This is a genomic window from Polynucleobacter sp. JS-JIR-II-c23, from assembly GCF_035011225.1.
Classification (GTDB): Bacteria; Pseudomonadota; Gammaproteobacteria; order Burkholderiales; family Burkholderiaceae; genus Polynucleobacter.
The window spans coordinates 1,958,190-1,981,666 of sequence record NZ_JAYGQT010000001.1 but is presented as its reverse complement, the minus strand read 5'-3'; the positions used below and the strand labels follow the sequence as shown (position 1 = coordinate 1,981,666).

Genomic DNA, 23,477 nt, shown 5'->3' with positions numbered 1-23,477 from the left:
TGCTAGTTAATTGTTGGGTAATCGAATGTGCTTTGCAGCAAAATTCAGCGCTTCAATTGAATATGGGCTGTTATCGGCTTTTTGGAGTTCTTTTGGAAGCGCTGGAATGAGGCCTAAAAATGGGGCGTCTATTCTGGCTTGCAGAGTCTGAATATTTTCATCAATCAGTGGCATTTCGGTAGATAGGGTGTTCGCTACCCATCCTGCAATCTTTAAATGACGAGCTTTGATTGCCTCATAGGTCAGGAGGGCGTGATTAATGCAGCCTAATTTCATGCCGACTACCAGGATGATGGGCAATTTAATTGCTTTCGCGAACATCGCTAAATCTTCCTGATCATTGAGGGGGACGATTAAGCCGCCAGCACCTTCAACCACAACGCAATCTGCTTGATTTTGAATGTTCTGAAAACCCTGCAAGATCATACCCATTTCAAGTTTCAGTCCTTGATGTGCCGCCACTAGATGGGGAGCAGCTGGTTGGTCCAATATATAAGGACACAAACTCAATACACTAGAGTCAAGGTTTGAGGCAATACGGAGTGTTTCCAAATCCTCATTCAGAGTCTTGTCTTTCCCATCTTGATAGGTTCCAGCGACAACTGGTTTAAAACCAATCGCATTTATTCCTTGCTCACGCAATTTCAGAATGAGAGCGCCACTCACCAGCGTTTTTCCAACCTCGGTGTCTGTACCGGCGACAAAGAAGCCTGTGGCCTTACTCATGAGAGCCCTTTTGAATGACTACTTGCTCAATAGCTTTTAAGGTATCGATGAGTTGACGCACATCTGCTTCGCTATGGTTAGCAGAGAACGTAATGCGTAATCTTGCACTGCCATTAGGTACGGTAGGAGGGCGAATAGCAGGAATCCAATAGCCGGCATCATCAAGTAACTTGGCTGCGAGCAGGGCATTGGCATTACTTCCCAAAATGACGGGCTGAATGGCGGTACAAGAGGACACCTTTTCCCATTGAGAAAATTGCATTTCATCTTGCCAGATACGAATCAGTTTATTGAGTTGAGTGCGGCGATTGCTGCCCTCGTCCCCTTCAATGATTTTCAAGCTCTTTGAGAGTGTATGCGCTATTGCAGGTGGCGTTGCGGTGCTGTAAATGAAAGGGCGCCCCTTTTGAATGAGCCACTCAATAAAAGTGGCTTGTGCACAAACAAAAGCACCGCTGACGCCCGCAGCTTTTCCAAGTGTGCCAATATAAATAATACGATCAGAGCAGATACTTTCCTGCTCCAAAATACCGTGACCTTGTTTACCCAACACTCCGAAACCGTGAGCATCATCCACAAGTAACAGTGCATCGTATTGCTCAGCAAGTTTTAACAATTCCTTAACTGGAGCAAGGTCACCATCCATACTAAAGACACCATCGGTAACAATGATTTTTAGTGGATGTTGATCTACTTTCAGTAATGCATTTAATGAGTCAATTTTCGTGTGATCGAATAGCGTGATGTTTGCTTGAGTCTGAGCAGCCGCTAAACGAATGCCATCAATTAAAGAGGCATGATTGAGCTTTGCAGAATAAATGCTAGTCGATTTTTGTGGCGCCAGTCTTGCTAGGCCAGTGATGGCGGTAAGGTTAGCTAGATAGCCGGTGCTAAAAAATAGGGCGCGCGCATTCGGAATGTGCTGTTTTTGAAAAGAGGCTAATTGGTTTTCAAGTAGCTCATGGGCCATGCTGTGACCGCTAATGAGATGGGAGGCGCCACTGCCTACCCCATACTTCTGAGCGCCTTCAGCAAGGGCTTGAATCAACTCGGGATGGTTTGCAAGCCCTAAATAATCATTGCTACAAAATGCTTTGAGCTCGCGTCCATCGACTATGGCTTTGGTATCACATGGAGATGTAGTTGCTCTGAGTTTGCGTTTGAGCAATTGCGACTCAAGATCTGCAATCTGCTCTTGCGCTAACTTTAAGGCCTGATATGTATTTGTCATACCAAGGTTTTCTCAAGGGCAACTTGCACAGCATGACCTAGTTGAGTGGTTTCTGCTAGAGACAAAATATACGGTGGCATGACGTAGATAGTATTTCCGATTGGTCTAATCAATACACCTTCGCTTAAACAGTTGGAGAACATCGTTCGCGCAAACATCTTAGGCTTTTTTAGAAACTCATTTTTAATATCGAAGGCCAAGATCATTCCTTGCTGGCGCCAATGCTCAATGCGGGAATCCGTTTTTGCCCACGCAAATGCATTTGCTAAATCCTTTGAGCGCTCAATATTTTTTTCTAATACTTTGTCAGTTTCGAAAATCTCTAGACACGCAAGTGCAGCAGCGCACGCTAGTGGATTACCGGTATAAGAATGAGAATGCAAAAACCCTTGCTGAGTTTGGTCGCCGTAAAAGGCTTGATATATCTGGTCGGTAGTTAGGCAGAGCGACAGCGGAAGATAGCCGCCGCTAATCCCTTTAGACAGGGTTAAGAAGTCTGGCCAGATACCAGCATGCTCACAGGCAAAGAACTTGCCACTCCGCCCACAGCCCACCGCAATCTCATCTGCAATCAGATGTACTTCATAGCGATCACATAAATCCCTGACTAACCGAAGGTATTCAGGAGAATGCATGGCCATTTGCCCTGCGCACTGCACCAAAGGTTCAACAATGATGGCAGCAATATTGTCATGTTCTTTTACAAATAATTCTTCGAGTTGTTTTGCTGCATATCTTGCTACATCTTCTGCGCTCTCACCATTTTTTGCCTTGCGTGCATCAGGTGATGCGATAGTAAATACATCTTGCAAGAGTGATCCATAGGCTTCCCGGAAAATAGCAACGTCCGTTACCGCTAATGCACCAAGTGTTTCCCCGTGATAACCATTTTCCAAGCAAACAAATTTTTTCTTTTGTGGTTTGCCGTTGAGTTGCCAGTAGTGGTGACTCATCTTGAGCGCTATTTCTACTGCAGACGCACCATCGGAAGCGTAAAAGACATGACCTAAATGGTGATTGGTGAGTGCGGACAGTTTTTCAGATAACTCCACTACCGGCGCATGCGTAAAGCCGGCGAGCATCACATGCTCAATTTTTTCGAGTTGCGCGGTAATGGCTTGATTGATGCGTGGGTTGGAGTGACCAAATAAATTAGTCCACCAAGAACTAATGGAGTCGAGCAAGGCTTTTCCGTTTTCATCATAGAGCCAAGCGCCCTTACCTTTTGTAATAGCAACTAGCGGAAAGGACTCATGCTGTTTCATCTGAGTGCATGGGTGCCAAACGGCTGCAAGGCTGCGATCAACGAGGGGGGCTTGATTTAAATCAGAAATAACCTTCATGTTTGATATTTGACCACTAGTTTTTCCAAATTCAGGCTTGTATCTGTTATGTTTATGTCTTGAATCCCCTCATTTTCTGGAATTTACCCATGCAGGACACTCAAACCGTTGAAAAACCCTTAACCCAATTTAAATCCAAAGCGGATTTACATCAGGGCGTAAACGCAGGTGTTGAGGCGCCTAGCGAGTGGTCAGTGGCTCAAATTGAAGCCTTATTTGCACTTCCTTTAAATGAATTGATGCTGAAGGCTCAAGAGACTCATAAGGCCTATTTCCCAGAAGGTGATGTTGAATTAGCTACCTTGCTGTCAATTAAGACGGGCGGCTGTCCTGAGGATTGTGGTTATTGCCCGCAAGCCGCTCGTTATGACACCGACGTTAAGGCTGAGAAGTTAATGGGTTTAGAAGAGGTCTTAGAGGCTGCCAAAGCTGCTAAAGCCGCGGGTTCTAACCGTTTCTGTATGGGTGCCGCATGGCGCGAACCCAAAGACCGCGATATTGAAAAGGTGACTGCCATGATTAAGGGCGTAAAAGCCTTGGGTCTGGAGACCTGTGCCACCTTAGGCATGCTGGAGGCAGATCAAGCTCAGGCACTGCAAGAGGCTGGCCTAGACTTTTATAACCATAACTTAGATACCAGCGAAGACTTTTACCGTTCGGTGATCTCAACCAGAGGCTACCAAGACCGTTTAGATACGATATCCAATGTCCGTGCCGCTGGCATGTCGGTTTGTTGTGGCGGTATTGTCGGCATGGGCGAGTCTAGACAGCAGCGCGCCGCATTTTTGGCCCGTTTAGCGAATTTGAGCCCCTACCCAGAATCAGTTCCTATCAATCATTTAGTACCAGTGGCCGGTACGCCATTAGCTGAGCAGAAGCCTTTAGACCCACTGGAGTTTGTGAGAACGATTGCGGTTGCTAGGATCACAATGCCTAAAGCCCGCGTTCGTTTATCTGCTGGTCGTCAGGAGCTTGGCAGGGCGGTTCAGGCCATGTGCTTTATGGCAGGAGCGAACTCTATTTTCTATGGTGAGCAACTACTCACTACCGGTAATCCCGAGGCAGAACAAGATCGTGAGCTCTTGGCAGAGTTAGGTTTAAAGACTAAACAAAGCTGTAAAGCGGAAGTTTTGGTTTAGTTTTTCACGCGGATGTCTCCAATAGATCGCCTCATTCTGGAGTTTGATACCGCCCTTCGGTCGGTGGTTGGAGGTGCTCATGCCCATAGACCTACCCCAGGATCTGATTTTGGAGGTAATTCCGGTTTAGATGGTGCCGAACGTAAACATGCAGCAGGACTCATGCGAGTCAATCATGTGGGTGAAGTTTGTGCACAAGCGCTGTATCAATCGCAAAAATTGGTTGCTCGAAATCCAGAAATTCAGGAGATGTTAGATCACTCTGGGCAAGAAGAAATGGATCATCTGGCATGGTGTGAAACTCGTCTTCAAGAGCTCGGGTCACACACCAGTTATCTCAATCCACTTTGGTATGCAGGATCCTTTTCAATTGGCTTGGCAGCAGGCTTAGCGGGCGATAAGTGGAGTTTAGGTTTTGTTGCTGAAACAGAAAAACAAGTCGAGAATCACTTAGAAAGTCATCTCGAAAAATTACCCAAAGAAGATCAACGATCTCGTGCAATTGTGGATCAAATGCGCATTGATGAAATTGCTCACGGACAGGCCGCAAAAAATGCTGGCGGTGCAAATTTGCCAGAACCCATTCAAAAAATAATGCAGGCGATGTCCAAGATAATGACCACCACTGCTTACAAAATTTAATACGGAAATAGGTTTTAATTCTCAAAACTCATGCCTCATTAATTTTGAGATATTTTTTTTACGTATTACTGTTTTTAAATACAGTATATTTAGGCATTATCTAGCGCAATAGCTAAGATCTATTCTTAAGTATATTTTCCAAGCCATTGTTTCAAGTAACTATTTTATTATCACCATTTTATCAACACATGACGCTAAGTGTTTGTAAACACTAGAGAAATTCCTAAAAAAACTCCTAAAAACACTTGACCCTCTTAGTGCGATCCTCTAAAGTGGGAGGAAGTGTGAAAAAGTGGGGTAAATGGTGTTTCAAGGTGCGTCAGCTCTCAATTTAGATGCAAAAGGCCGCATGTCTGTGCCGGCTAAGCATCGTGACGCCTTGTTGGTACAGGGCGAGGGCCGAATCACGCTTACAAAACACCCCGACGGCTGTCTACTTCTCTTCCCGCGTCCAGAGTGGGAAACCTTTAGAGCAAGAGTTGCGCAACTTCCGATGGATGCCCATTGGTGGCGCCGTATTTTTTTAGGTAACGCAGCAGAAATGGATTTGGATAGTGCTGGTCGTGTGTTGGTAAGTCCAGAGTTGCGTGCTGCAGCTGGCATTGAAAAAGAAGTGATTTTGCTTGGCATGGGAAGTCACTTGGAATTGTGGGATGCAGCTACATACGCTGCAAAAGAACAGGCTGCGATTGCGCAAGGCATGCCTGAAGCACTCAAGCAATTTAATTTTTGATGACAGGGTGCCATGAACATAACTCATCGCCCAGTGTTACTGGCCGAGGCGGTGACGGCGCTAGTTGGCGGTCCGCTGATTCGGAATCAAGATACAGAAAACAAAATTTTGGTGATCGATGGAACCTTCGGGCGCGGCGGTCATACACAAGCTTTACTCAAGGAGTTGAATCCTTCGGCGCGCATGATTTCTTTCGACAAAGATTTGGATGCGATTGCAGTGGCGCAAAAAATCAACGACCCAAGATTGAAAATCGTGCACGACAGTTTTGCGCAGATGGATCAGTACGCAGAAGCGGAATCAGTCGATGGAATATTGTTGGACTTGGGGATCAGTTCGCCCCAAGTGGACGAAGCGCATCGGGGATTTTCTTTTCGTCGAGAGGGTCCACTCGATATGCGTATGAATACCGATCATGGTTTAACTGCAGCAGAGTGGTTGGAGCAGGCGCCACCGGAGGAAATCACTCACGTGATTAAGACTTACGGAGAAGAACGCTTTGCATTTCAGATCGCAAAAGCCATAGTGGCTAAGCGAGAAGAAGGCCTTTCCCCTAAAACGACTACTCAGTTGGCAAGCCTAGTTGCAAGCGTGGTGCGTACCCGCGAAGCTGGTCAAGATCCCGCAACAAGAACTTTTCAGGCTTTGCGTATTTTCATTAATCGCGAATTAGAAGATTTGGAGCTCGGTTTGAAGGCGGCTCTGAAATTATTGAAGCCTGGTGCAAGACTTGCGGTGATTAGCTTTCATTCGCTAGAAGATCGGATTGTGAAGCAGTTCATGCAAGCGCATGCAAAAGTAGAAGTACCTCGCGGTTTGCCGGTACGTGATAAAGATTTGCCACAGAGCGCGCTTGAAATTATTGGTCGCGTAAAGCCAAGTGATGCAGAAGTGTCTGAAAATCCGCGTGCCCGCTCAGCAATCATGCGTGTGGCTGAAAAGCGTATGGGAGTGTCCGCATGAATCGTGCTACCTTGACTCTGCTCGCATTGCTATTGATTTGCGCCCTATCTCTGGTTGCGGCTCAGCAACGTGCGCGAAAATTATTCATCCTTCAAGAGCGCGCGCAGATAGAAGAGCGTAAGTTAAACCAAGACTGGTTGCGTTTAGAGTATGAGCAGCGGAATTTATCGAAGTCTGCACGTATTCGCGACGTCGCTCGCAATCAATTACATATGTCTCCGATTTCTCCTGAGCGCACCTTGTATTTGAAGGAGGCTAAATGAGACCGGTTGGCTTCTCTACTACGCCAAATTTAGTTTTACGCCTGCCAATGTGGCGGTCGCGTTTGATGCTATTCCTTTTGTTCTTTGTGTTCATGATGCTGCTTCTCCGTGCGTTTTGGATTCAGGGTCCAGGAAATGCGTTCTATGAAGCTAAAGGTGTGCGTGGCACTCAACGCGAATTGGAGCTACCCGCTAGTCGCGGAAAAATTTTGGATCGTAACGGCCAAGTGATTGCAACGAGCTTGGAAGCCAAGTCGGTGATTGCCTATAACGACACAGTTCCAGATGATTTGGCTGCAGACAAAGTGCAGAAATTGGCAAGTCTTTTGCAAATGAGCGAATCTGATCTGCGCAAAAAGTTGAAAGAAGAGCGCAAGCAGGTTTTCTTAAAGCGTCAAGTAGATCCAGTTGTAGCGCAGCAAATTAAACAGCTAGAGATCCCTGGCATTGGTTTAAATAATGAATATCGTCGCTTCTACCCTGAAGGTGAGGCGATGGCGCACGTGGTTGGCTTTACAAATGTGAATGACAAAGGTCAAGAAGGGATGGAGCTTTCTCGTGAGAATGAGCTTGCTGGTCATCCCGGTCAAAGACGTGTGGTGGTTGATCGTTTAGGTCGTGTTGTTGAGGATGTTGCAATCCTGCAGTTGCCACAAAATGGAAAAGACTTAAACCTATCTATTGATAGCAAGATTCAGTTCCTAGCATATAACGCTGTTAAAGACGCTGTTGAAAAGCATCACGCTAAAGCGGGTGGCGCTGTAGTGCTCGATACACAAACGGGCGAGATTTTGGCATTGGCAAATTATCCAAGCTACAACCCAAATGATCGAAGGTATTTAACAGGCGAGCAATTACGTAACCGCGTATTGACCGATACCTTTGAGCCTGGTTCAACTATCAAGCCGTTAACCATTTCAATTGCTTTAGAAAAAGGTGCAATTAAACCGGATACCAATATGGTGATTGGTGCGAGTTATTTAGTAGGTCCTAAGCCCATTACAGATACCCATCCCTATGGAAATCTTACGGTCGCGCAAATTATTCAAAAGTCGAGCAACATCGGTACTGCAAAGATTGCAATGAATAATCTTTCTGCTGAAGAAATGTGGGATTTTTATACTGCTGTTGGCTTGGGACAAGCACCAAAAATTGGTTTCCCGGGTGCTGTTGCAGGCACAGTGCATCCTTTCAAAAAATGGATGCCTACCGATCAAGCCCGTATTGCTTTTGGCTATGGTATTTCTGCGTCGCTCTTTCAGGTAGCGCGCGCATACACAGTCTTTGCACGTGATGGCGAATTAGTTCCCCTGACGATTGAGCGTAGTCCTGAGTTCAAGCCGGGCATTAAAGTGCTCTCACCAAAAACGGCTATTGAAATGCGCAACATGATGGAGGCGGTTACTGAGCCGGGGGGAACTGCAGTCAAAGCGCAGGCTGAAGGTTATCGCGTTGGCGGAAAAACAGGTACTGCCCATAAATTAGTTGGTAAGGGTTATGGCAATTCTTATCGCGCTTACTTTGCTGGACTTGCTCCCATTAGTGCTCCACGTATTGTGGTTGCGGTAATGATTGATGAGCCTACTGGTGGAAGTCACTACGGTGGTGATGTTGCCGCGCCTGTATTCTCGACAATTGTTGGGGAGACGCTCCGTTCATTGAATGTCTTGCCAGACAACAAAGTAAAGCAAATGGTGTTGGAAGATAAGGCCCCAGAAGAAATTCGGCCAGCAGCTGCACACGCTCAACATGTGGTTTTGAAACGATGAGGGTGGATTTGAAAATAGACACCAATCATTTGATTGACCACTTACACACTTTAGCGAACTCCTCCGCAAAAGTATGTGCGGATAGTCGCCAGATACAGTCTGGCGATATCTTTTTTGCCTACCCTGTAGGTCATGGCAACGCCTTGCGCGATGGTCGTCAATTTATTGAGGTTGCATTAGAGTGCGGGGCAGCCGCAGTAGTGTTCGATCCGGCGGGTATGGGTAAGCAATTTTTAGATCATCCACAATGTTTTCCTATTGAAGATCTTGCTGCAAAAGCAGGTGAGCTTTGTGCGCAATGGTATGGTCATCCGAGCAAAGAATTAAAAATCATTGGTGTCACTGGCACTAATGGCAAAACTAGCATCACGCAATGGTTGGCTCAGGCTTTAGATACAAGTAGTCATCGCACTGCAGTTTTGGGTACTCTAGGTACTGGGTTCCCTAGCGCATTGGTTCAAACTGGCTACACCACTCCAGATGCACCTAAATTACAAACTCAGCTAGCAGAGTTACGTAGCGCTGGAGCAAAACAAGTGGCGATGGAAGTATCTTCACATGCTTTGCATCAAGAGAGAATCACTGGAACAGATATTCACTGTGCAGTATTTACGAATCTGACGCAGGATCACTTGGATTACCACGGCAGCATGGCTGATTATGCTGAGGCAAAGGCTAAGTTATTTCAGCAAACCGGCCTTGAGCACGCAGTCATCAACTTGGATGATGCATTTGGTCGTGAGCTTGCCATGAACTTGTTGACAAAAGATGGCTTGAAGGTCTGGGCATATGCATTGTCTCAATCCGCGTTCCAAGGATTTGAAAAATTTGGTGATCGTTTATCCCGTATCTATGCAAAAGATATTCTGCTAAGTGGAGCGGGTTACAACGCAAGTTTCATTTGTGATGGAGTGGGCAGTGCTCAATTGCATATTCCTTTATTGGGTGAATTTAATTTAAGTAATGCGCTTGCAGTGTGGGCGGTATTGCTGTCACAGGGTATGAGCTTTGAAGTGGCCGCTCAAAAAGTGAGCCAATTAAATCCAGTGCTTGGTCGTATGGAGTTAATTCCTTTGGGGAAATCTCAAAAGACAGAGGGTTTGTTAGCAGTTGTTGATTATGCGCATACCCCAGATGCTTTGGAGAAAACCTTACAAGCATTGCGCCCTATTGCTGAACAGCGCGGTGGAAAAATTTGGTGTGTCTTTGGTTGTGGCGGTGATCGCGATGCTGGTAAACGTTCGCTAATGGGCGCTGTTGCAGAGCGCAATGCCGACCATATTCTGATTACAAGTGACAACCCTCGTTCTGAAGATCCACAAGCCATCATGGAGATGGTGCGCGGTGGTATTAGCAAGGATGCGCAGAACGTTCAAGTTATAGCCGATCGTGCATCTGCCATCATGGCCGCAATTCGTCATGCGGATGCTTGCGATATTGTCTTAGTTGCTGGCAAGGGCCATGAAACTACTCAAGAAACTAATGGTAAGAAATTTGATTTTTCTGATCAAGAGCATATTCGCTTAGCCGCTGGAAGTGGAGTCTGATGACTATCATGACCACCCTTGCACAAGCACAGGCAATGTTGCCTGGAAGTAAATTACTGAATACTTCTGCACAAGCTGCCCAGGAAATATCGATTTCTCGAGTGGGTACTGATAGTCGCCAGATCGATCGCAACGAATTATTTGTCGCTTTAGTTGGCGAGCGCTTTGATGCGCATGATTTTTTATCTGATGTCGCTAAGGCAGGCGCTAGTGCTGCCCTAATTAGTGCGCAAGATAAATGCCCACCGGACCTACCTGCTATTTGCGTTTCGAACACGCGTGTTGGTTTAGGAAATTTAGCAAAAGCATGGCGGACTAATCACCCGATTCCTTTGGCATTGGTTACTGGCAGCAATGGTAAAACCACCGTTAAAGAGATGATCGCTTCTATTTTTAAAGCGGCAGTGGGCGAACAAAATACTTTGGTTACCAAAGGAAATCTGAATAACGATATTGGTTTGCCATTAACGCTGTTGAAATTGCGCGCAACAGATCGCCTTGCTGTGGTTGAGCTTGGCATGAATCATCCTGGTGAAACAGCGCAGTTAGCTGCTATTGCGCAAGCGAACATTGCATTAATTAATAATGCCCAGCGCGAGCATCAAGAGTTTATGACTACAGTAGCGGCGGTAGCAGAAGAGCATTCTGATGCCATTCGTACTTTGCCAAGCGATGGAATTGCTGTATTTCCAGCAGATTCAGAATTTTCAAGTGTTTGGCGCAAGGCGGCTGCAGGCCGCAAGGTTATCGATTTTGTATTGTCATCTGCGCAGGCCAAACTATCGGCTGCAGTGACTGGAAGTCTATTAAGTAACGGGCTTGTGCAGATACAAACTGAACAAGGGACCATTGAAGTTCAGTTAAATACTTTGGGCAGTCACAATGTTCGCAATGCATTGGCTGCAACTGCTGTTGGTGTCGCAGCAGGTGTAAGTCTTGAAAAAATTAAACAGGGTCTCGAATCATTCTCCCCAGTAAATGGGCGCATGCAAGCAAAGGTGATTGATTCAAATCACACCTTAATCGACGATAGCTATAACGCCAACCCAGATTCCGTAAGGGCTGCTATCGATGCTTTAAAGCAATCAGGTAATTTATCTTGGTTAATTTTGGGTGATATGGGTGAGGTTGGCAATCAGGGTCCTGAGTTCCATCGAGAGGTGGGTGCTTATGCTGCTGAGCAGGGAGTTTCAAAGCTATTTGCATTGGGGGAACAGTGCCAATTTGCTCTTCAGGGATTTAATGAGACTGTTGGTAATAGTGCGACTGCATCTAGTGCGATGCATTTTGCCGATATGGATATTCTCATCATGCAATTGAGAGATGCTTTGCATGCCCAGTCTAGCGGTGGCAATCAACACTTAAATATTTTGGTTAAAGGTTCACGGTTTATGCGCATGGAGCGTGTAGTGCAGGCCTTGTTAGAGGAGGCTAAAACATGCTCTTAATGTTAGCGCAATGGCTGCAAGATGATTTCGGATTCTTCCGAGTATTTAACTACATCACTTTCAGAGCGGTGATGGCAACGGTCACTGCATTATTGATTGGTTTAACTGCGGGACCTTGGGTGATTCGCAAATTAAGCGCCCTGAAAATGGGTCAGGCAGTCCGAACTGATGGGCCACAAACCCATTTAGTGAAATCAGGCACCCCAACTATGGGTGGTGTTTTGATTTTGATCGGTATCTTTATCTCATGCATGTTGTGGGCCGATCTCAGCAATCGATTTATTTGGATTGTGATGATTGTGACTTTTGGTTTTGGTTTAGTTGGCTGGGTAGATGACTATCGCAAAGTAGTCTACAAAGATCCTAAAGGCATGGCCTCAAGAGAGAAGTTTTTCTGGCAAACACTAATTGGTTTATTTGCCGCTATCTATCTTGCATTCTCCGTTTCTGAGGTCAATAACCTAAAAGTATTGCAATTATTTTATGAGTGGTTAAGAAGTGGATTTGCTTTAGATCTGCCTGCAAAAACCAACTTGCTACTGCCCTTCATGAAAGAAGTGAGCTATCCATTGGGTGTGATGGGCTTCATTATTTTGAGTTACTTAGTAATCGTGGGTAGTAGTAATGCAGTGAACTTAACCGATGGTCTTGATGGCCTTGTCATCATGCCGGTGATCTTGGTAGGAGCTGCTTTGGGTGCTTTTGCTTATGTGATGGGTAATGCGATTTATGCAAAGTATCTCCTCTTCCCTTACATACCAGGTGCTGGTGAACTCATGATCTTCTGTGGAGCTATGGGCGGTGCTGGCTTAGCCTTCCTTTGGTTCAACACACACCCAGCACAAGTATTTATGGGTGATGTGGGCGCACTTGCTTTGGGCGGAGCCCTTGGCACCATCGCTGTGATTGTTCGTCAAGAAATTGTGTTGTTTGTGATGGGCGGCATCTTTGTTGCTGAGACTGTTTCGGTAATGATGCAAGTATTTTGGTTCAAGCTCACTAAAAAACATTTTGGAGAAGGTCGTCGCATTTTCCGGATGGCGCCATTGCATCACCATTTTGAATTGGGTGGTTGGAAGGAGACGCAAGTGGTTGTGCGTTTCTGGATCATTACCATCCTCCTGGTCTTAATTGGCTTATCTAGCTTGAAGTTACGGTGATTCAAAAGTAAATATGTTGATTTTAGAAAATACCTTTGCAAATGCAGCCTTCATGAGTGATGAAGGTTACCAAGCTCCAAATCGATTCCTTATCTTGGGATTGGGCGAGTCTGGCGTAGCTATGGCGATGTGGTGCCTACGAAATGGCGCCGAAGTCCGCTTAGCGGATACACGTGATCAAACCTCCTTTACTGTGCGTCAAAATGCTTGGCTGGAAGAGCTTCGGATTGCTGGCCTCAAAGATGTTTGTTTTGGTCCCCTGGATGAAAGCTTACTGAAGAATATTGACGTGATTGGTATTAGCCCGGGACTTTCTCCGGTGCAAGACCCAACCTATGCTTTCTTGGTTAAGGCTGAGCAGGCTGAAATCGATGTGTGGAGTGAAATTGAATTTTTTGCTCGCGCAATTTCTGCTTTAAGTCGTATGTCACAAGCGCAAGAGTTGAGTTATGCGGCTGCAGTACTGGCTGTGACTGGCACCAACGGTAAAACAACTACCACCGCATTAACCGGGCAACTCTGTGAGCGTGCTGGCAAGAAAGTTGCTGTTGCAGGAAATATTAGTCCTGCAGCATTAGACAAGCTCATGAGCTGCTTGGATATTGCCGATCAAATCGTAGATATGCCGGATGTTTGGGTCTTGGAGTTATCTAGTTTTCAGTTGGTCTATACCCATACTTTGAATGCTACGGCAGCAACAGTGTTGAATATTACTCAAGACCATTTAGATTGGCATGGCGATATGCAAGCCTATGCACAAGCAAAGTCACGGATATTTGGTGTTGATACAGTTTGTATTCTGAATCGCGATGATTCTCTTGTAATGGGGCTGCTGTCTGAAGAGCAAAAAGCAGAGAGAGCTATCGTGACCTTTGGCTCAAATCGCCCAGATGAGCAAGGTGCTTTCGGAATTGAGCACGATTTACGTGCGGGTGGAATAGATTGGCTGGTTTGGGCTGAGGTAGATGAAGATGTTGAGCCTAAGCCTAAGCGTCGTCGTAAATCCGCAGTAGTTGAAGAAGATGAGCCATTACGCCTCAAGCGCCTTATCCCAGCTGACGCCTTAAGAATTCGTGGCCGTCACAATGCATTAAATGCGCTAGCAGCCCTGGCCTTAGCCCGCGCTGCTAATTTACCTATGAATGCACTCTTACATGGCTTGCGTGATTACCATGGTGAGCCACATCGTGTACAAAGTATTGCGATTGTTAAAGATGTTGAATATGTAGATGACAGTAAGGGCACTAATGTAGGTGCAACTGTTGCGGCATTGAATGGCTTAGGTAGCAACGAGTCTGGCAAGCGCATTTGGTTGATTGCTGGTGGCGATGGCAAAGGTCAAGATTTCAGTCCACTACGTGAACCCGCTTTACGTTTTGTGAAGGGTGCTTTCCTAATCGGCAAAGATGGCGCTGCAATTGGTGAAGCTCTTGGCTCTGGAATTCAAAGCACAAATTGTGGTGATTTAATTTCTGCAGTTCAGGCTGCTGCCTCAAAAGCTGTATCAGGAGACTTGGTATTACTCTCACCAGCCTGTGCAAGCTTAGATCAGTTCCATGACTATGTTGAGCGTGCTCAAGTATTTGCTGCAGAGGTTGAAGAGCTAGGCATGCGCTTTGAAGGAGTCCAGGTATGAACTTAAAAGAAAAATTCTTTCCTGAAAATCGGCTTGGACTAAATCGCTTCTGGAATTTTTCAAGAGGCGGAATTGATAACTTCCGCACTGGCTTGCGAGATGCTGTTTCAGGCGTAGAACAAACCCGTTCCCGCATGATGGACTATGACCAGTTGCTCGTATGGGCAATTTTGTCGCTGATGTTAATTGGTTTGGTAATGGTGTACTCCGCTTCGATTACTTTGGCTGATGGACCAAAGTACGCAAATTACAGTAGTAACTTTTTCCTGATTCGTCACGTGATCTCTTTGGTGATTGCGATTGGTGTCGGTATCTGGGCTTTTAAGATCCCTACTAAGGTATGGGATCGTTATTCACCAGTCATTTTTGGGTTTACCGTTTTATTGCTGATCGCCGTTCTAATTCCTGGTGTAGGAAAGGGTGTGAATGGTGCGAAGCGTTGGATTCCTCTGGGATTGATGAATTTTCAGCCATCTGAGTTGATGAAATTTGCTGCTGTGATCTTTGCAGCAAGCTACACCGTTCAACGTCAGGAATATCTCCATTCCTTTGTGAAGGGCATGCTACCGATGGGTATTGCAGTTGCTCTGGTAGGCGGTCTATTGATGGCTGAGCCAGACATGGGCGCATTCGTAGTGGTTGCTTTGATTGCATTCGGCATTCTCTTTTTGGGCGGTATTAATGCCAAGTTATTTGGCGGCTTGATTTTGGTTGGGTTGATGAGTGGCGCAACGATGATTGCGCTCTCCCCATTCCGTCGCGGACGCATGCTAGCCTTTATGGATCCTTGGCAAGTAGATAACGCTGCTAATAAGGGTTACCAGTTAACACATTCATTGATGGCATTTGGTCGGGGCGAATGGTTTGGTACAGGACTTGGTGGTAGCGTAGAAAAACTGCACTACTTACCAGAAGCGCATACCGATTTCATCATGGCTGTGATTGGTGAAGAGTTGGGATTTGTTGGTGTGGTGGTGATGATCTTCTTGTTTTATTGGATCGTACGTCGTGCCTTCTTAATTGGCCGCACTGCTTTACAGCTAGATCGTAGCTTTGCAGGACTTGCAGCTAAGGGCGTTGCCATTTGGATTGGTTGGCAGGCTTTCATCAATATGGGTGTGAACCTTGGGTTGTTACCAACCAAAGGCCTGACTTTGCCATTGGTAAGTTATGGCGGCTCTGGAATTTTGATGAATGCGGTAGCTGTAGCAATGTTACTGCGCATCGATTTTGAAAATCGCATCCTCATGCGTGGAGGGAAGCTTTGACTAAACCCTCAATCTTAGTGATGGCTGGTGGTACTGGTGGGCATATCTTTCCAGGCCTTGCTGTCGCTGAATATTTGCGGATATGCGGTTGGAAGGTCTCTTGGTTAGGTAATCAAGCTGGCATGGAGTATCGCCTCGTAAAGTCTTGTGATTTTCCATTTGAGGCGGTCGAGTTCGGGGGCCTGCGTGGCAAGGGATTAAAAGCAAAGTTGATGTTGCCTATTAATCTTATGCGCGCTTGCCATCAAAGTTGGAAGATTATGCGACGCTTAAAACCAAATGTGGTTTTAGGTATGGGCGGTTACATTACTTTCCCTGGTGGTTTGGTGTCTAAATTATTGAAGCGCCCATTGGTCCTACATGAATCTAATTCGGTAGCTGGAAGTGCTAATCGTGCGCTAAGCAAAATTGCAATGCGAACTCTCACTGGATTCCCCAACACAATGGATCATGCAGAGTGGGTAGGAAATCCGATTCGGGAAGAGTTTGATCACATGCTAGCGCCTGCAGTACGTTATGACCAGCGCCAGGGGCCTTTATCTATCTTGGTGGTAGGTGGTAGCCTGGGTGCCGCTGCCCTTAATGAAAATATTCCGGCTGCCCTGGCATTAATTCCAGTAGAGTCACGTCCCAAAGTAATTCATCAGGCAGGCGACAAGCATTTAGCAGATCTACAGAAGCGATATGCCGATTTAGGTGTAATGGCAGATATTCGTCCCTTCATTGATGACATGCCATCTGCATATTCACAGGCCGATTTGGTTATTTGCCGTTCAGGCGCCATGACAGTTTCTGAAATAGCAGCTTGTGGTATCGCCTCTTGCCTTATTCCATTCCCATTTGCGATTGATGATCATCAAACTGCGAATGCACAGTTTTTGGCGAATACGAATGCAGCAATTTTGTTACCGCAACCATTACTAAACCCGCAAGATTTAGCAATGATGATTCAGAACTTTAATCGCAAAGAATTAAAAGAGATGGCATTACGTGCGCATGCTTTAGCAAAACCACGCGCTACCCAGCGTGTAGCTGAGGTATGTGCAGATTGTGCGGGAGTAGGAATATGAAGCATATCGTTCAGCAAATTCACTTTGTCGGTATCGGTGGTGCTGGCATGAGCGGCATCGCTGAAGTGCTATTGAACTTGGGTTACCAAGTGTCAGGGTCAGACTTAGCAGATGGTGCAGTCACTAAACGACTTAGAGATTTGGGTGCAGTCATTCATATTGGGCATGACCCCAAAAATATTGGTACAGCAGAGGCGGTAGTGATTTCTACTGCTGTTGCAGGCAATAATCCAGAGGTTTTGGCAGCACGCGCGGCGAAGGTACCAGTGATTCAGCGCGCAGTCATGTTGGGTGAGTTGATGCGCCTGAAGCAGGGTATTGCAATTGCTGGCACACACGGCAAAACAACTACTACCAGCTTGGTTGCATCCGTTTTGGCTGAAGGTGGTCTAGATCCCACATTTGTGATCGGCGGCAAACTCAATTCCGCAGGTGCTAATGCGCGCTTGGGGCGTGGAGATTTTATTGTGGTTGAGGCGGATGAGTCAGATGCCTCTTTCTTGCAATTATTTCCAGCCATGGAAGTAGTAACGAATATTGATGCTGATCATATGGATACCTATCAGCATGATATGGCTCGATTGAAACAGGCATTTGTTCAGTTCATTCAGCGTATGCCTTTTTATGGTGTAGCAGTACTTTGTATTGATGATGCTAATGTGCGTGACATTATTCCGTTTGTATCTCAGCCAGTACTTCGATATGGTATTTCGGAAGATGCAGATATTCGTGCAAGTAATGTTCGTGCGGATGGTACTCAGATGCACTTCACGGTTGACCGTCGTACTGTGCGTAGGCATGGCAATAAACCGGGTCCATTAAACATCACCCTGAATTTACCGGGCTTACATAACGTCCGTAATGCCTTAGCCGCTATTGGCATAGCAACAGAGTTGGGTGTGGGCGATGAAGCAATTACCAAAGCGCTGTCTGAGTTTGGTGGTGTTGGTCGTCGCTTCCAGCGTTATGGAGAGATTCCTTTGGCTGCTGGTGGTAGCTTTACCTTGATTGATGATTATGGCCATCACCCAGTAGAAATGGCTGCAACCTTAGCTGCAGCAAGAGGTGCCTTCCCAGATCGTCGCTTGGTATTGGCATTCCAGCCGCACCGCTTCACTAGAACGCGTGATTGTTTTGGCGAGTTTGTTCAAGTTCTCAAAAATTTTGATGCTTTGGTGTTGACCGATGTGTATCCAGCAGGCGAAGCAAAAATTCCAGGGGCTGATAGCAAGAGTTTGATGAAGGCCGCTATCGCTGAAGATAAAAATTCCAAAGCCTTATTAGATTCGTACGCAGTTGCTTATGCTGCAAATGTTGCAGAGATGCCAGAAAAGTTAAGTCAAGTTCTAAAAGATGGAGATGTATTAATTACGATGGGTGCGGGATCAATTTCTGCTTTGCCACATACGTTGTCGGAGGCGAAGCATGTCTAAGGTAGGCGCTAATTTGATTTCCTGGGGTGATCGCGTTAAGTCCAGCTTGGCTGGTCTAGATCTTAAGTCTTTAGGTCGTGTTGGTGTTTTGCTTGGCGGTAAATCAGGCGAACGAGAGATTTCTCTTATGTCAGGCAATGGCGTATTAGAAGCTTTGCGCGCAAAAGGAGTAGATGCCTATGCATTTGATACGGGTTTGCGTTGCCCTACCGAAATAGCAAAAGAAAACTTCGATCGTGTATTCATTTCCTTGCATGGCCGCTTTGGTGAAGACGGAACCATCCAAGGATTGCTGGAGTTGTTGGGGTTACCTTATACAGGTAGTGGTGTTTTGGCCTCTGCTCTAGCAATCGACAAAATTGTCACTAAGCAAGTCTGGATTAGTAATGGACTCGCCACCCCTGAATATGAAGAGCTGACAGCTGATAGCGACTGGAATGCGGTTGTGAAACATCTGGGCTTGCCTTTGATTGTGAAGCCTGCGCATGAGGGATCCTCTTTAGGCTTAACAAAAGTGAAATCAGTCGACGAGTTGCCGGCTGCATACAAGCTTGCTGCTGGGTTGGATAAAAAAGTGATTGCAGAGACTTGCATTATTGGTGATGAGTTAACTTGTCCGCTAGTTGGTCAAGGCAAGACGGCTGAAGCTTTACCAGTGATCAAAATTATTCCACCACAAGCAAATTACGATTTTCATAATAAATATTTCTCTGATGAAACTCAGTACTTATGCCCTACTGGGCTTGCACCTGAGGTGAATGCCGCTGTTCAGGAGTTGGCCTTAGCGGCATATAAAGCCTTGGGATGTCGTACATGGGGTCGCGCTGATGTGATGTTAGATCAAAAGACCGGTAAGCCTTACTTATTGGAAATGAATACCTCCCCTGGAATGACTTCCCACTCTTTGGTGCCAATGGCCGCCAAGGCTGCTGGCGTTGAATATGCGGATCTAGTGCTTTGGTTGCTCAGTCAAACGTTGCAGCAAAAAGAGGGCGCTACTGCATGAGCAACTTCATGGATCGCTTCGGTGAAATTTTCTCTATGTTGATGTCTCCGCTATGGAATCATGCGGAGCGTATGGAGAAGCTGAGCCGTTTCCTGCTGCGCTGCTTTGTGGTGATGCTCGTCATTGGTATTTTGGTTTGGCTAAGTCAGCGACCAGTTTTCGCTTTGAAGCAGATCCAGATTGAACCAGTTGCTGGCCAAACATTGAAACACATTAACAAGCCTATTGTTAAGCAACAAGTTTTAGAAACGGTACAGGGTAATTTCTTCAGCGTTCGCTTGGAAGATGTGAAGCGAGGCTTTGAAAGTATGCCTTGGGTTCGACACGCCAATGTCCGTCGTGTATGGCCAAATGGTCTGGTGGTGAGTATTGAAGAGCAGAAGCCTTTTGGTACCTGGGGCGGTACTGAGAGTCTCACCCTGATGAATACCCATGGCGAACTATTTACTGGACGCGTTTCCGAGGTGAGTGAGGATGTACGTTTAGTCGACTTTTCTGGCCCTGAAGATGCCGGCAAAGAGGTAATGAGTCTTTATGAAAAAGCCAACAATTGGTTTAAGCCATGGGGCGCGGAGGTCACGAGCCTTGCGCTGACTGAACGTTATGCATGGCACGTCAAACTCTCAAACGGAATGAAAGTAGAGTTTGGTCGCGATGAGGAAAGCTCCGATAAAAATTTAACTGAAGAACGTGTGGCACGTTTATTTAAATATTGGCCGCAAGTACAAGAGAAGTGGGCGAATCGAGTCGATGCAGTCGATTTGCGCTATGCAAATGGTTTCGCAGTTCATCTTGCTTCTGCAAGTTTGAAAAAGAATGAAGTAGATGGCAAAAAAAGTGAGCTGAAGCAATGAGGAATGGTAATGAGTAAAGACAATCGCGATATTTTGGTTGGATTGGATATTGGAACTTCCAAGGTTGTTGCCTTGGTTGCTGAATTAGCTCCTGATGGTCAATTTAACGTAGTAGGTGTTGGTCAAACCGCATCCAAAGGATTGAAGAAGGGCGTTGTAGTCAATATTGAAGCAACCGTTCAGTCCATTCAGAAGGCGCTTGAAGAGGCTGAAGTGATGGCTGATCGCCAGATTGTGCAAGTCTTTACAGGAATTGCTGGTAATCACATTGTGAGTTTTAACTCGAGCGGTATGGTTGCTATACGCGATAAAGAAGTTGGCTCTGGTGATGTTGAGCGCGTACTGGAAACGGCAAAAGCAATCAATATTCCAACAGATCAACAGATTCTGCACATCCTAGTTCAAGAATTCATTATTGATGGACAGGAAGATGTGCGTGAGCCGATCGGCATGAGTGGCCTTCGTTTGGAAGTGAAGGTGCATATTGTTACTGGCGCTGTTAGTGCCGCGCAAAATATTGTGAAGTGTGTGCGTCGTTGTGGTCTCGAGGTGAATGACTTGATATTGCAGCCTTTAGCCTCAAGCTTGGCGGTATTGACCGAAGATGAAAAAGAGCTTGGTGTGGTGTTGGTTGATATTGGCGGAGGTACAACCGATATTGCAATTTATTGCCAGGGTTCAATTCGTCACACTGCGGTGATTCCAATTGCCGGTGATCAAATTACGAATGACATTGCGATGGCATTGCGCACACCAACGATTGATGCCGAAGATTTAAAAATTGCGCATGGTATCGCCCGTCAAGAGATGGCTGATCCAACCGCGATGATTGATGTTCCTGGTGTTGGTGACCGTGAGCCACGCCCGATGTCTAAGCAAGCTCTGGCAGCAGTTATTGAGCCACGCGTGGAAGAGTTATTTACGCTGGTAAGAGGCGTAGTTCGTGACTCCGGTTACGAAGATATGGTTTCTTCTGGAATTGTTTTAACAGGCGGCACAGCATTAATGCCAGGCATGGTGGAGTTAGCCGAACAAGTCTTTTTGAGGCCTGCTCGTATCGGAACCCCCGAATACCGTGGCCATCTTCATGAAGTCTTACGTAGTCCCAGATATGCCACCAGCATTGGTTTGCTGATGGAAGGCCAAGCGCAGCTATTGCGCGGTCGTCGTGTTTCTCAATCAGGCGCGTTGCAAGGTGTTATCTCGCGTATGAAGGAATGGTTTGCAGGAAATTTTTAAGTTTTTTTCGTCGTCGTCAATGTAGTACGTATTTACCTAGGAGGGTATATGGAATTTGAAATGTTAGATCAAGAAACAGCTGGCAAGACCATTATTAAAGTGGTTGGAGTCGGTGGCGCTGGTGGCAATGCTGTCCAGCATATGATCCGTCGCGGTGTTAATGGCGTAGAGTTCATTTGCATGAACACCGATGCTGGCGCTTTACAGCGTTCTGAGGCATCTGTGAATTTGCAACTGGGTTCTAGCGGATTAGGCGCTGGTGCTAAACCGGAAATCGGCGCAGCTTCTGCTGAAGAAGCACGTGCTCGCATTGCCGATACATTGCAAGGCGCACACATGGTATTTATTACTGCTGGTATGGGTGGCGGTACAGGAACTGGAGCGGCCCCAATCGTGGCTCAAGTAGCCAAAGAAATGGGCATTTTGACTGTTGGTGTTATTAGTAAGCCATTTGATTTCGAGGGCGTAAAGCGCTTGAAGGTTGCTGAGAATGGTGCGGCAGAGCTCGAGTCATATGTAGATTCATTGATTGTTGTGCTCAACGAAAAGCTCTTTGAAGTAATGGGTGAAGACGCTGAGTTTGACAAAGCATTTGCTTGCGCTGATGACGTGTTGCATAACGCAGTTTCTGGTATTGCAGAAATCATCAATGTTCAAGGTTTGATCAACGTTGACTTTGAAGACGTTAAAACCGTGATGGGTGAGCAAGGTAAAGCCATGATGGGAACAGCAACTGTTTCCGGTATGGATCGTGCGCGCTTAGCTGCTGAAGCTGCAGTGGCATCGCCATTACTCGAAGGTGTTGATCTGTCAGGCGCACGTGGTGTATTGGTAAACATAACTGCTAGCCGTTCATTGAAATTGTCTGAGACTCGCGAAGTCATGGCAGCGATTCGTGGTTATGCCGCTGATGATGCAACGGTAATCTTTGGTACTGTTTATGACGAGAGCCTAGGCGACGCCTTACGTGTGACTGTGGTTGCCACTGGTTTGAATAATCCTCAAGCTCGTAAAAATAACCAACCTGAAGTAGTTTGGAGACAAGCTACTGGTACTCATGATGCAATGCCAACGATGGCAGACCTCAATAGCTTTGCTCCTGCTAGCGCATCAGCAGCAATGAGTAAGGTAAGTGTGGATTCTGCTTTAAGTACTAGCGCAGGTTTGGCTCTCACTGGAACAGGTAGTGCTCCAGCAATGGCAACTCAACCTGCAAGTACTGGTGTTGACTATAGCCAATATGATTTGCCGCGGGTTTTTCGTAGCTCTCGTGAAGCGACTCCTGCGCCTACATTAGGTGCGGATAGCTCTCCTCAGGCTAAATCCATGTTGGACAAAGGGGCTGATTACTATGAAATTCCAGCCTTTTTACGTAAACAAGCAGATTAATTAACTGCTTAATACAATAGGTAATTGCGAAATGCCAGCGCGGCGCCCCTCCGGACGACGAATCCCGCGCTTGCGTTGGCATGCTTACTAACAATTATTTATTGGAGATGTCATGATTGCTGTTGGACAAAAATTACCGAACGCTACTCTTTATGAATTTATGAATGAAGAGACTGAAGGCTGCTCCTTAGGGCCAAATGCTTTTGAAGTTGAAAAGCTGGTAGCTGGAAAAAAGATTGTGTTGTTTGCATTGCCTGGCGCGTTTACACCAACTTGCTCTGCAAAGCACGTACCTGGTTACGTTGAGCACTACGATGCGATTAAAGCTAAAGGTGTTGACGAGATTTGGTGTGTTTCTGTAAATGACCCGTTTGTGATGGGCGCATGGGGACGCGATCAAAAGGTTGGCAAAAAGATTCGCATGTTAGGTGATGGCAGTGCTGAGTTCACCAAAAAGCTTGGTTTGGAGCTGGACCTAACCGCTCGTGGTTTTGGTGTTCGCTCAGATCGTTATGCCATGATTATTGAAGATGGTGTGGTCAAGTCATTAGACCGCGAAGCTCCAGGTAAGTTTGAAGTAAGTGATGCTGCTTCTATTTTGAAAAAGCTTTAATTCAA

At 46.2% G+C, this 23,477-nt stretch carries 21 protein-coding genes; 18 read left to right on the top strand and 3 right to left on the bottom strand.

What is annotated here, in order from left to right; genetic code table 11:
• Nucleotides 1-6 precede the first annotated feature (6 nt).
• Genes bioD through bioA form a run of 3 tightly spaced genes read right to left on the bottom strand, consistent with a single transcriptional unit; the run spans nt 7 to nt 3,300 of the window.
• Nucleotides 7-726, bottom strand: a complete 720-nt coding sequence (bioD, locus tag VC159_RS10135; protein WP_323473518.1) for a dethiobiotin synthase — start codon at nt 724-726, stop codon at nt 7-9.
• Complete coding sequence (bioF, locus tag VC159_RS10130; protein ID WP_323473517.1) at nt 719-1,957, bottom strand: 8-amino-7-oxononanoate synthase; 1,239 nt, start codon at nt 1,955-1,957, stop codon at nt 719-721. The genes bioD and bioF overlap by 8 nt, the downstream gene beginning before the upstream one ends.
• A complete protein-coding gene (gene bioA, locus VC159_RS10125; RefSeq protein WP_323473516.1) occupies nt 1,954-3,300 on the bottom strand; it encodes an adenosylmethionine--8-amino-7-oxononanoate transaminase in 1,347 nt (448 codons plus the stop codon). Before bioA ends, bioF begins: the two co-directional genes overlap by 4 nt.
• A gap of 89 nt (nt 3,301-3,389) precedes the next feature.
• On the opposite strand from bioA, the gene bioB reads away from it, so the two are divergent.
• The 18 genes from bioB to VC159_RS10035 all read left to right on the top strand — a co-directional run bounded on the left by bioB (nt 3,390) and on the right by VC159_RS10035 (nt 23,472).
• Complete coding sequence (gene bioB, locus VC159_RS10120; RefSeq protein WP_323473515.1) at nt 3,390-4,439, top strand: biotin synthase BioB; 1,050 nt, start codon at nt 3,390-3,392, stop codon at nt 4,437-4,439.
• A gap of 12 nt (nt 4,440-4,451) precedes the next feature.
• Complete coding sequence (gene coq7 / locus VC159_RS10115) at nt 4,452-5,081, top strand: 2-polyprenyl-3-methyl-6-methoxy-1,4-benzoquinone monooxygenase (RefSeq protein ID WP_323473514.1); 630 nt, start codon at nt 4,452-4,454, stop codon at nt 5,079-5,081.
• 304 nt (nt 5,082-5,385) lie between these two features.
• Complete coding sequence (mraZ, locus tag VC159_RS10110; RefSeq protein WP_068320686.1) at nt 5,386-5,814, top strand: division/cell wall cluster transcriptional repressor MraZ; 429 nt, start codon at nt 5,386-5,388, stop codon at nt 5,812-5,814.
• A 12-nt stretch (nt 5,815-5,826) separates the two neighbouring features.
• Nucleotides 5,827-6,777, top strand: a complete 951-nt coding sequence (gene rsmH / locus VC159_RS10105; protein WP_323473513.1) for a 16S rRNA (cytosine(1402)-N(4))-methyltransferase RsmH — start codon at nt 5,827-5,829, stop codon at nt 6,775-6,777.
• Nucleotides 6,774-7,040, top strand: a complete 267-nt coding sequence (gene ftsL / locus VC159_RS10100) for a cell division protein FtsL (RefSeq protein ID WP_072583399.1) — start codon at nt 6,774-6,776, stop codon at nt 7,038-7,040. Before rsmH ends, ftsL begins: the two co-directional genes overlap by 4 nt.
• A complete protein-coding gene (locus VC159_RS10095) occupies nt 7,037-8,809 on the top strand; it encodes a penicillin-binding protein 2 (RefSeq protein WP_323473512.1) in 1,773 nt (590 codons plus the stop codon). The genes ftsL and VC159_RS10095 overlap by 4 nt, the downstream gene beginning before the upstream one ends.
• Nucleotides 8,806-10,356, top strand: a complete 1,551-nt coding sequence (locus tag VC159_RS10090) for a UDP-N-acetylmuramoyl-L-alanyl-D-glutamate--2,6-diaminopimelate ligase (RefSeq protein ID WP_416350435.1) — start codon at nt 8,806-8,808, stop codon at nt 10,354-10,356. Before VC159_RS10095 ends, VC159_RS10090 begins: the two co-directional genes overlap by 4 nt.
• Nucleotides 10,356-11,804, top strand: a complete 1,449-nt coding sequence (locus VC159_RS10085; protein ID WP_323473510.1) for a UDP-N-acetylmuramoyl-tripeptide--D-alanyl-D-alanine ligase — start codon at nt 10,356-10,358, stop codon at nt 11,802-11,804. Before VC159_RS10090 ends, VC159_RS10085 begins: the two co-directional genes overlap by 1 nt.
• A complete protein-coding gene (gene mraY / locus VC159_RS10080) occupies nt 11,795-12,964 on the top strand; it encodes a phospho-N-acetylmuramoyl-pentapeptide-transferase (protein WP_323473509.1) in 1,170 nt (389 codons plus the stop codon). The genes VC159_RS10085 and mraY overlap by 10 nt, the downstream gene beginning before the upstream one ends.
• Before the next feature lie 52 nt (nt 12,965-13,016).
• Nucleotides 13,017-14,600, top strand: a complete 1,584-nt coding sequence (gene murD / locus VC159_RS10075; RefSeq protein ID WP_323473587.1) for a UDP-N-acetylmuramoyl-L-alanine--D-glutamate ligase — start codon at nt 13,017-13,019, stop codon at nt 14,598-14,600.
• Nucleotides 14,597-15,868 (top strand): putative lipid II flippase FtsW, encoded by a 1,272-nt coding sequence (ftsW, locus tag VC159_RS10070; protein WP_215362531.1) that lies wholly within the window; start codon nt 14,597-14,599, stop codon nt 15,866-15,868. The genes murD and ftsW overlap by 4 nt, the downstream gene beginning before the upstream one ends.
• A 20-nt stretch (nt 15,869-15,888) precedes the next feature.
• Nucleotides 15,889-16,938: an undecaprenyldiphospho-muramoylpentapeptide beta-N-acetylglucosaminyltransferase gene (gene murG, locus VC159_RS10065; RefSeq protein WP_215360283.1), complete on the top strand. Its 1,050-nt coding sequence runs from the start codon at nt 15,889-15,891 to the stop codon at nt 16,936-16,938.
• A complete protein-coding gene (gene murC, locus VC159_RS10060; RefSeq protein WP_323473508.1) occupies nt 16,935-18,371 on the top strand; it encodes a UDP-N-acetylmuramate--L-alanine ligase in 1,437 nt (478 codons plus the stop codon). The genes murG and murC overlap by 4 nt, the downstream gene beginning before the upstream one ends.
• Complete coding sequence (locus VC159_RS10055; protein ID WP_323473507.1) at nt 18,364-19,377, top strand: D-alanine--D-alanine ligase; 1,014 nt, start codon at nt 18,364-18,366, stop codon at nt 19,375-19,377. The genes murC and VC159_RS10055 overlap by 8 nt, the downstream gene beginning before the upstream one ends.
• On the top strand, nt 19,374-20,231 hold the full coding sequence (locus VC159_RS10050; protein WP_323473506.1) for a cell division protein FtsQ/DivIB: 858 nt from the start codon (nt 19,374-19,376) through the stop codon (nt 20,229-20,231). Before VC159_RS10055 ends, VC159_RS10050 begins: the two co-directional genes overlap by 4 nt.
• A gap of 9 nt (nt 20,232-20,240) precedes the next feature.
• Nucleotides 20,241-21,470, top strand: a complete 1,230-nt coding sequence (gene ftsA / locus VC159_RS10045) for a cell division protein FtsA (protein WP_215321364.1) — start codon at nt 20,241-20,243, stop codon at nt 21,468-21,470.
• Between the two features lie 48 nt (nt 21,471-21,518).
• On the top strand, nt 21,519-22,859 hold the full coding sequence (gene ftsZ, locus VC159_RS10040) for a cell division protein FtsZ (RefSeq protein ID WP_215358921.1): 1,341 nt from the start codon (nt 21,519-21,521) through the stop codon (nt 22,857-22,859).
• A 112-nt stretch (nt 22,860-22,971) separates the two neighbouring features.
• A complete protein-coding gene (locus VC159_RS10035) occupies nt 22,972-23,472 on the top strand; it encodes a peroxiredoxin (protein WP_215321366.1) in 501 nt (166 codons plus the stop codon).
• Nucleotides 23,473-23,477 lie beyond the last annotated feature (5 nt).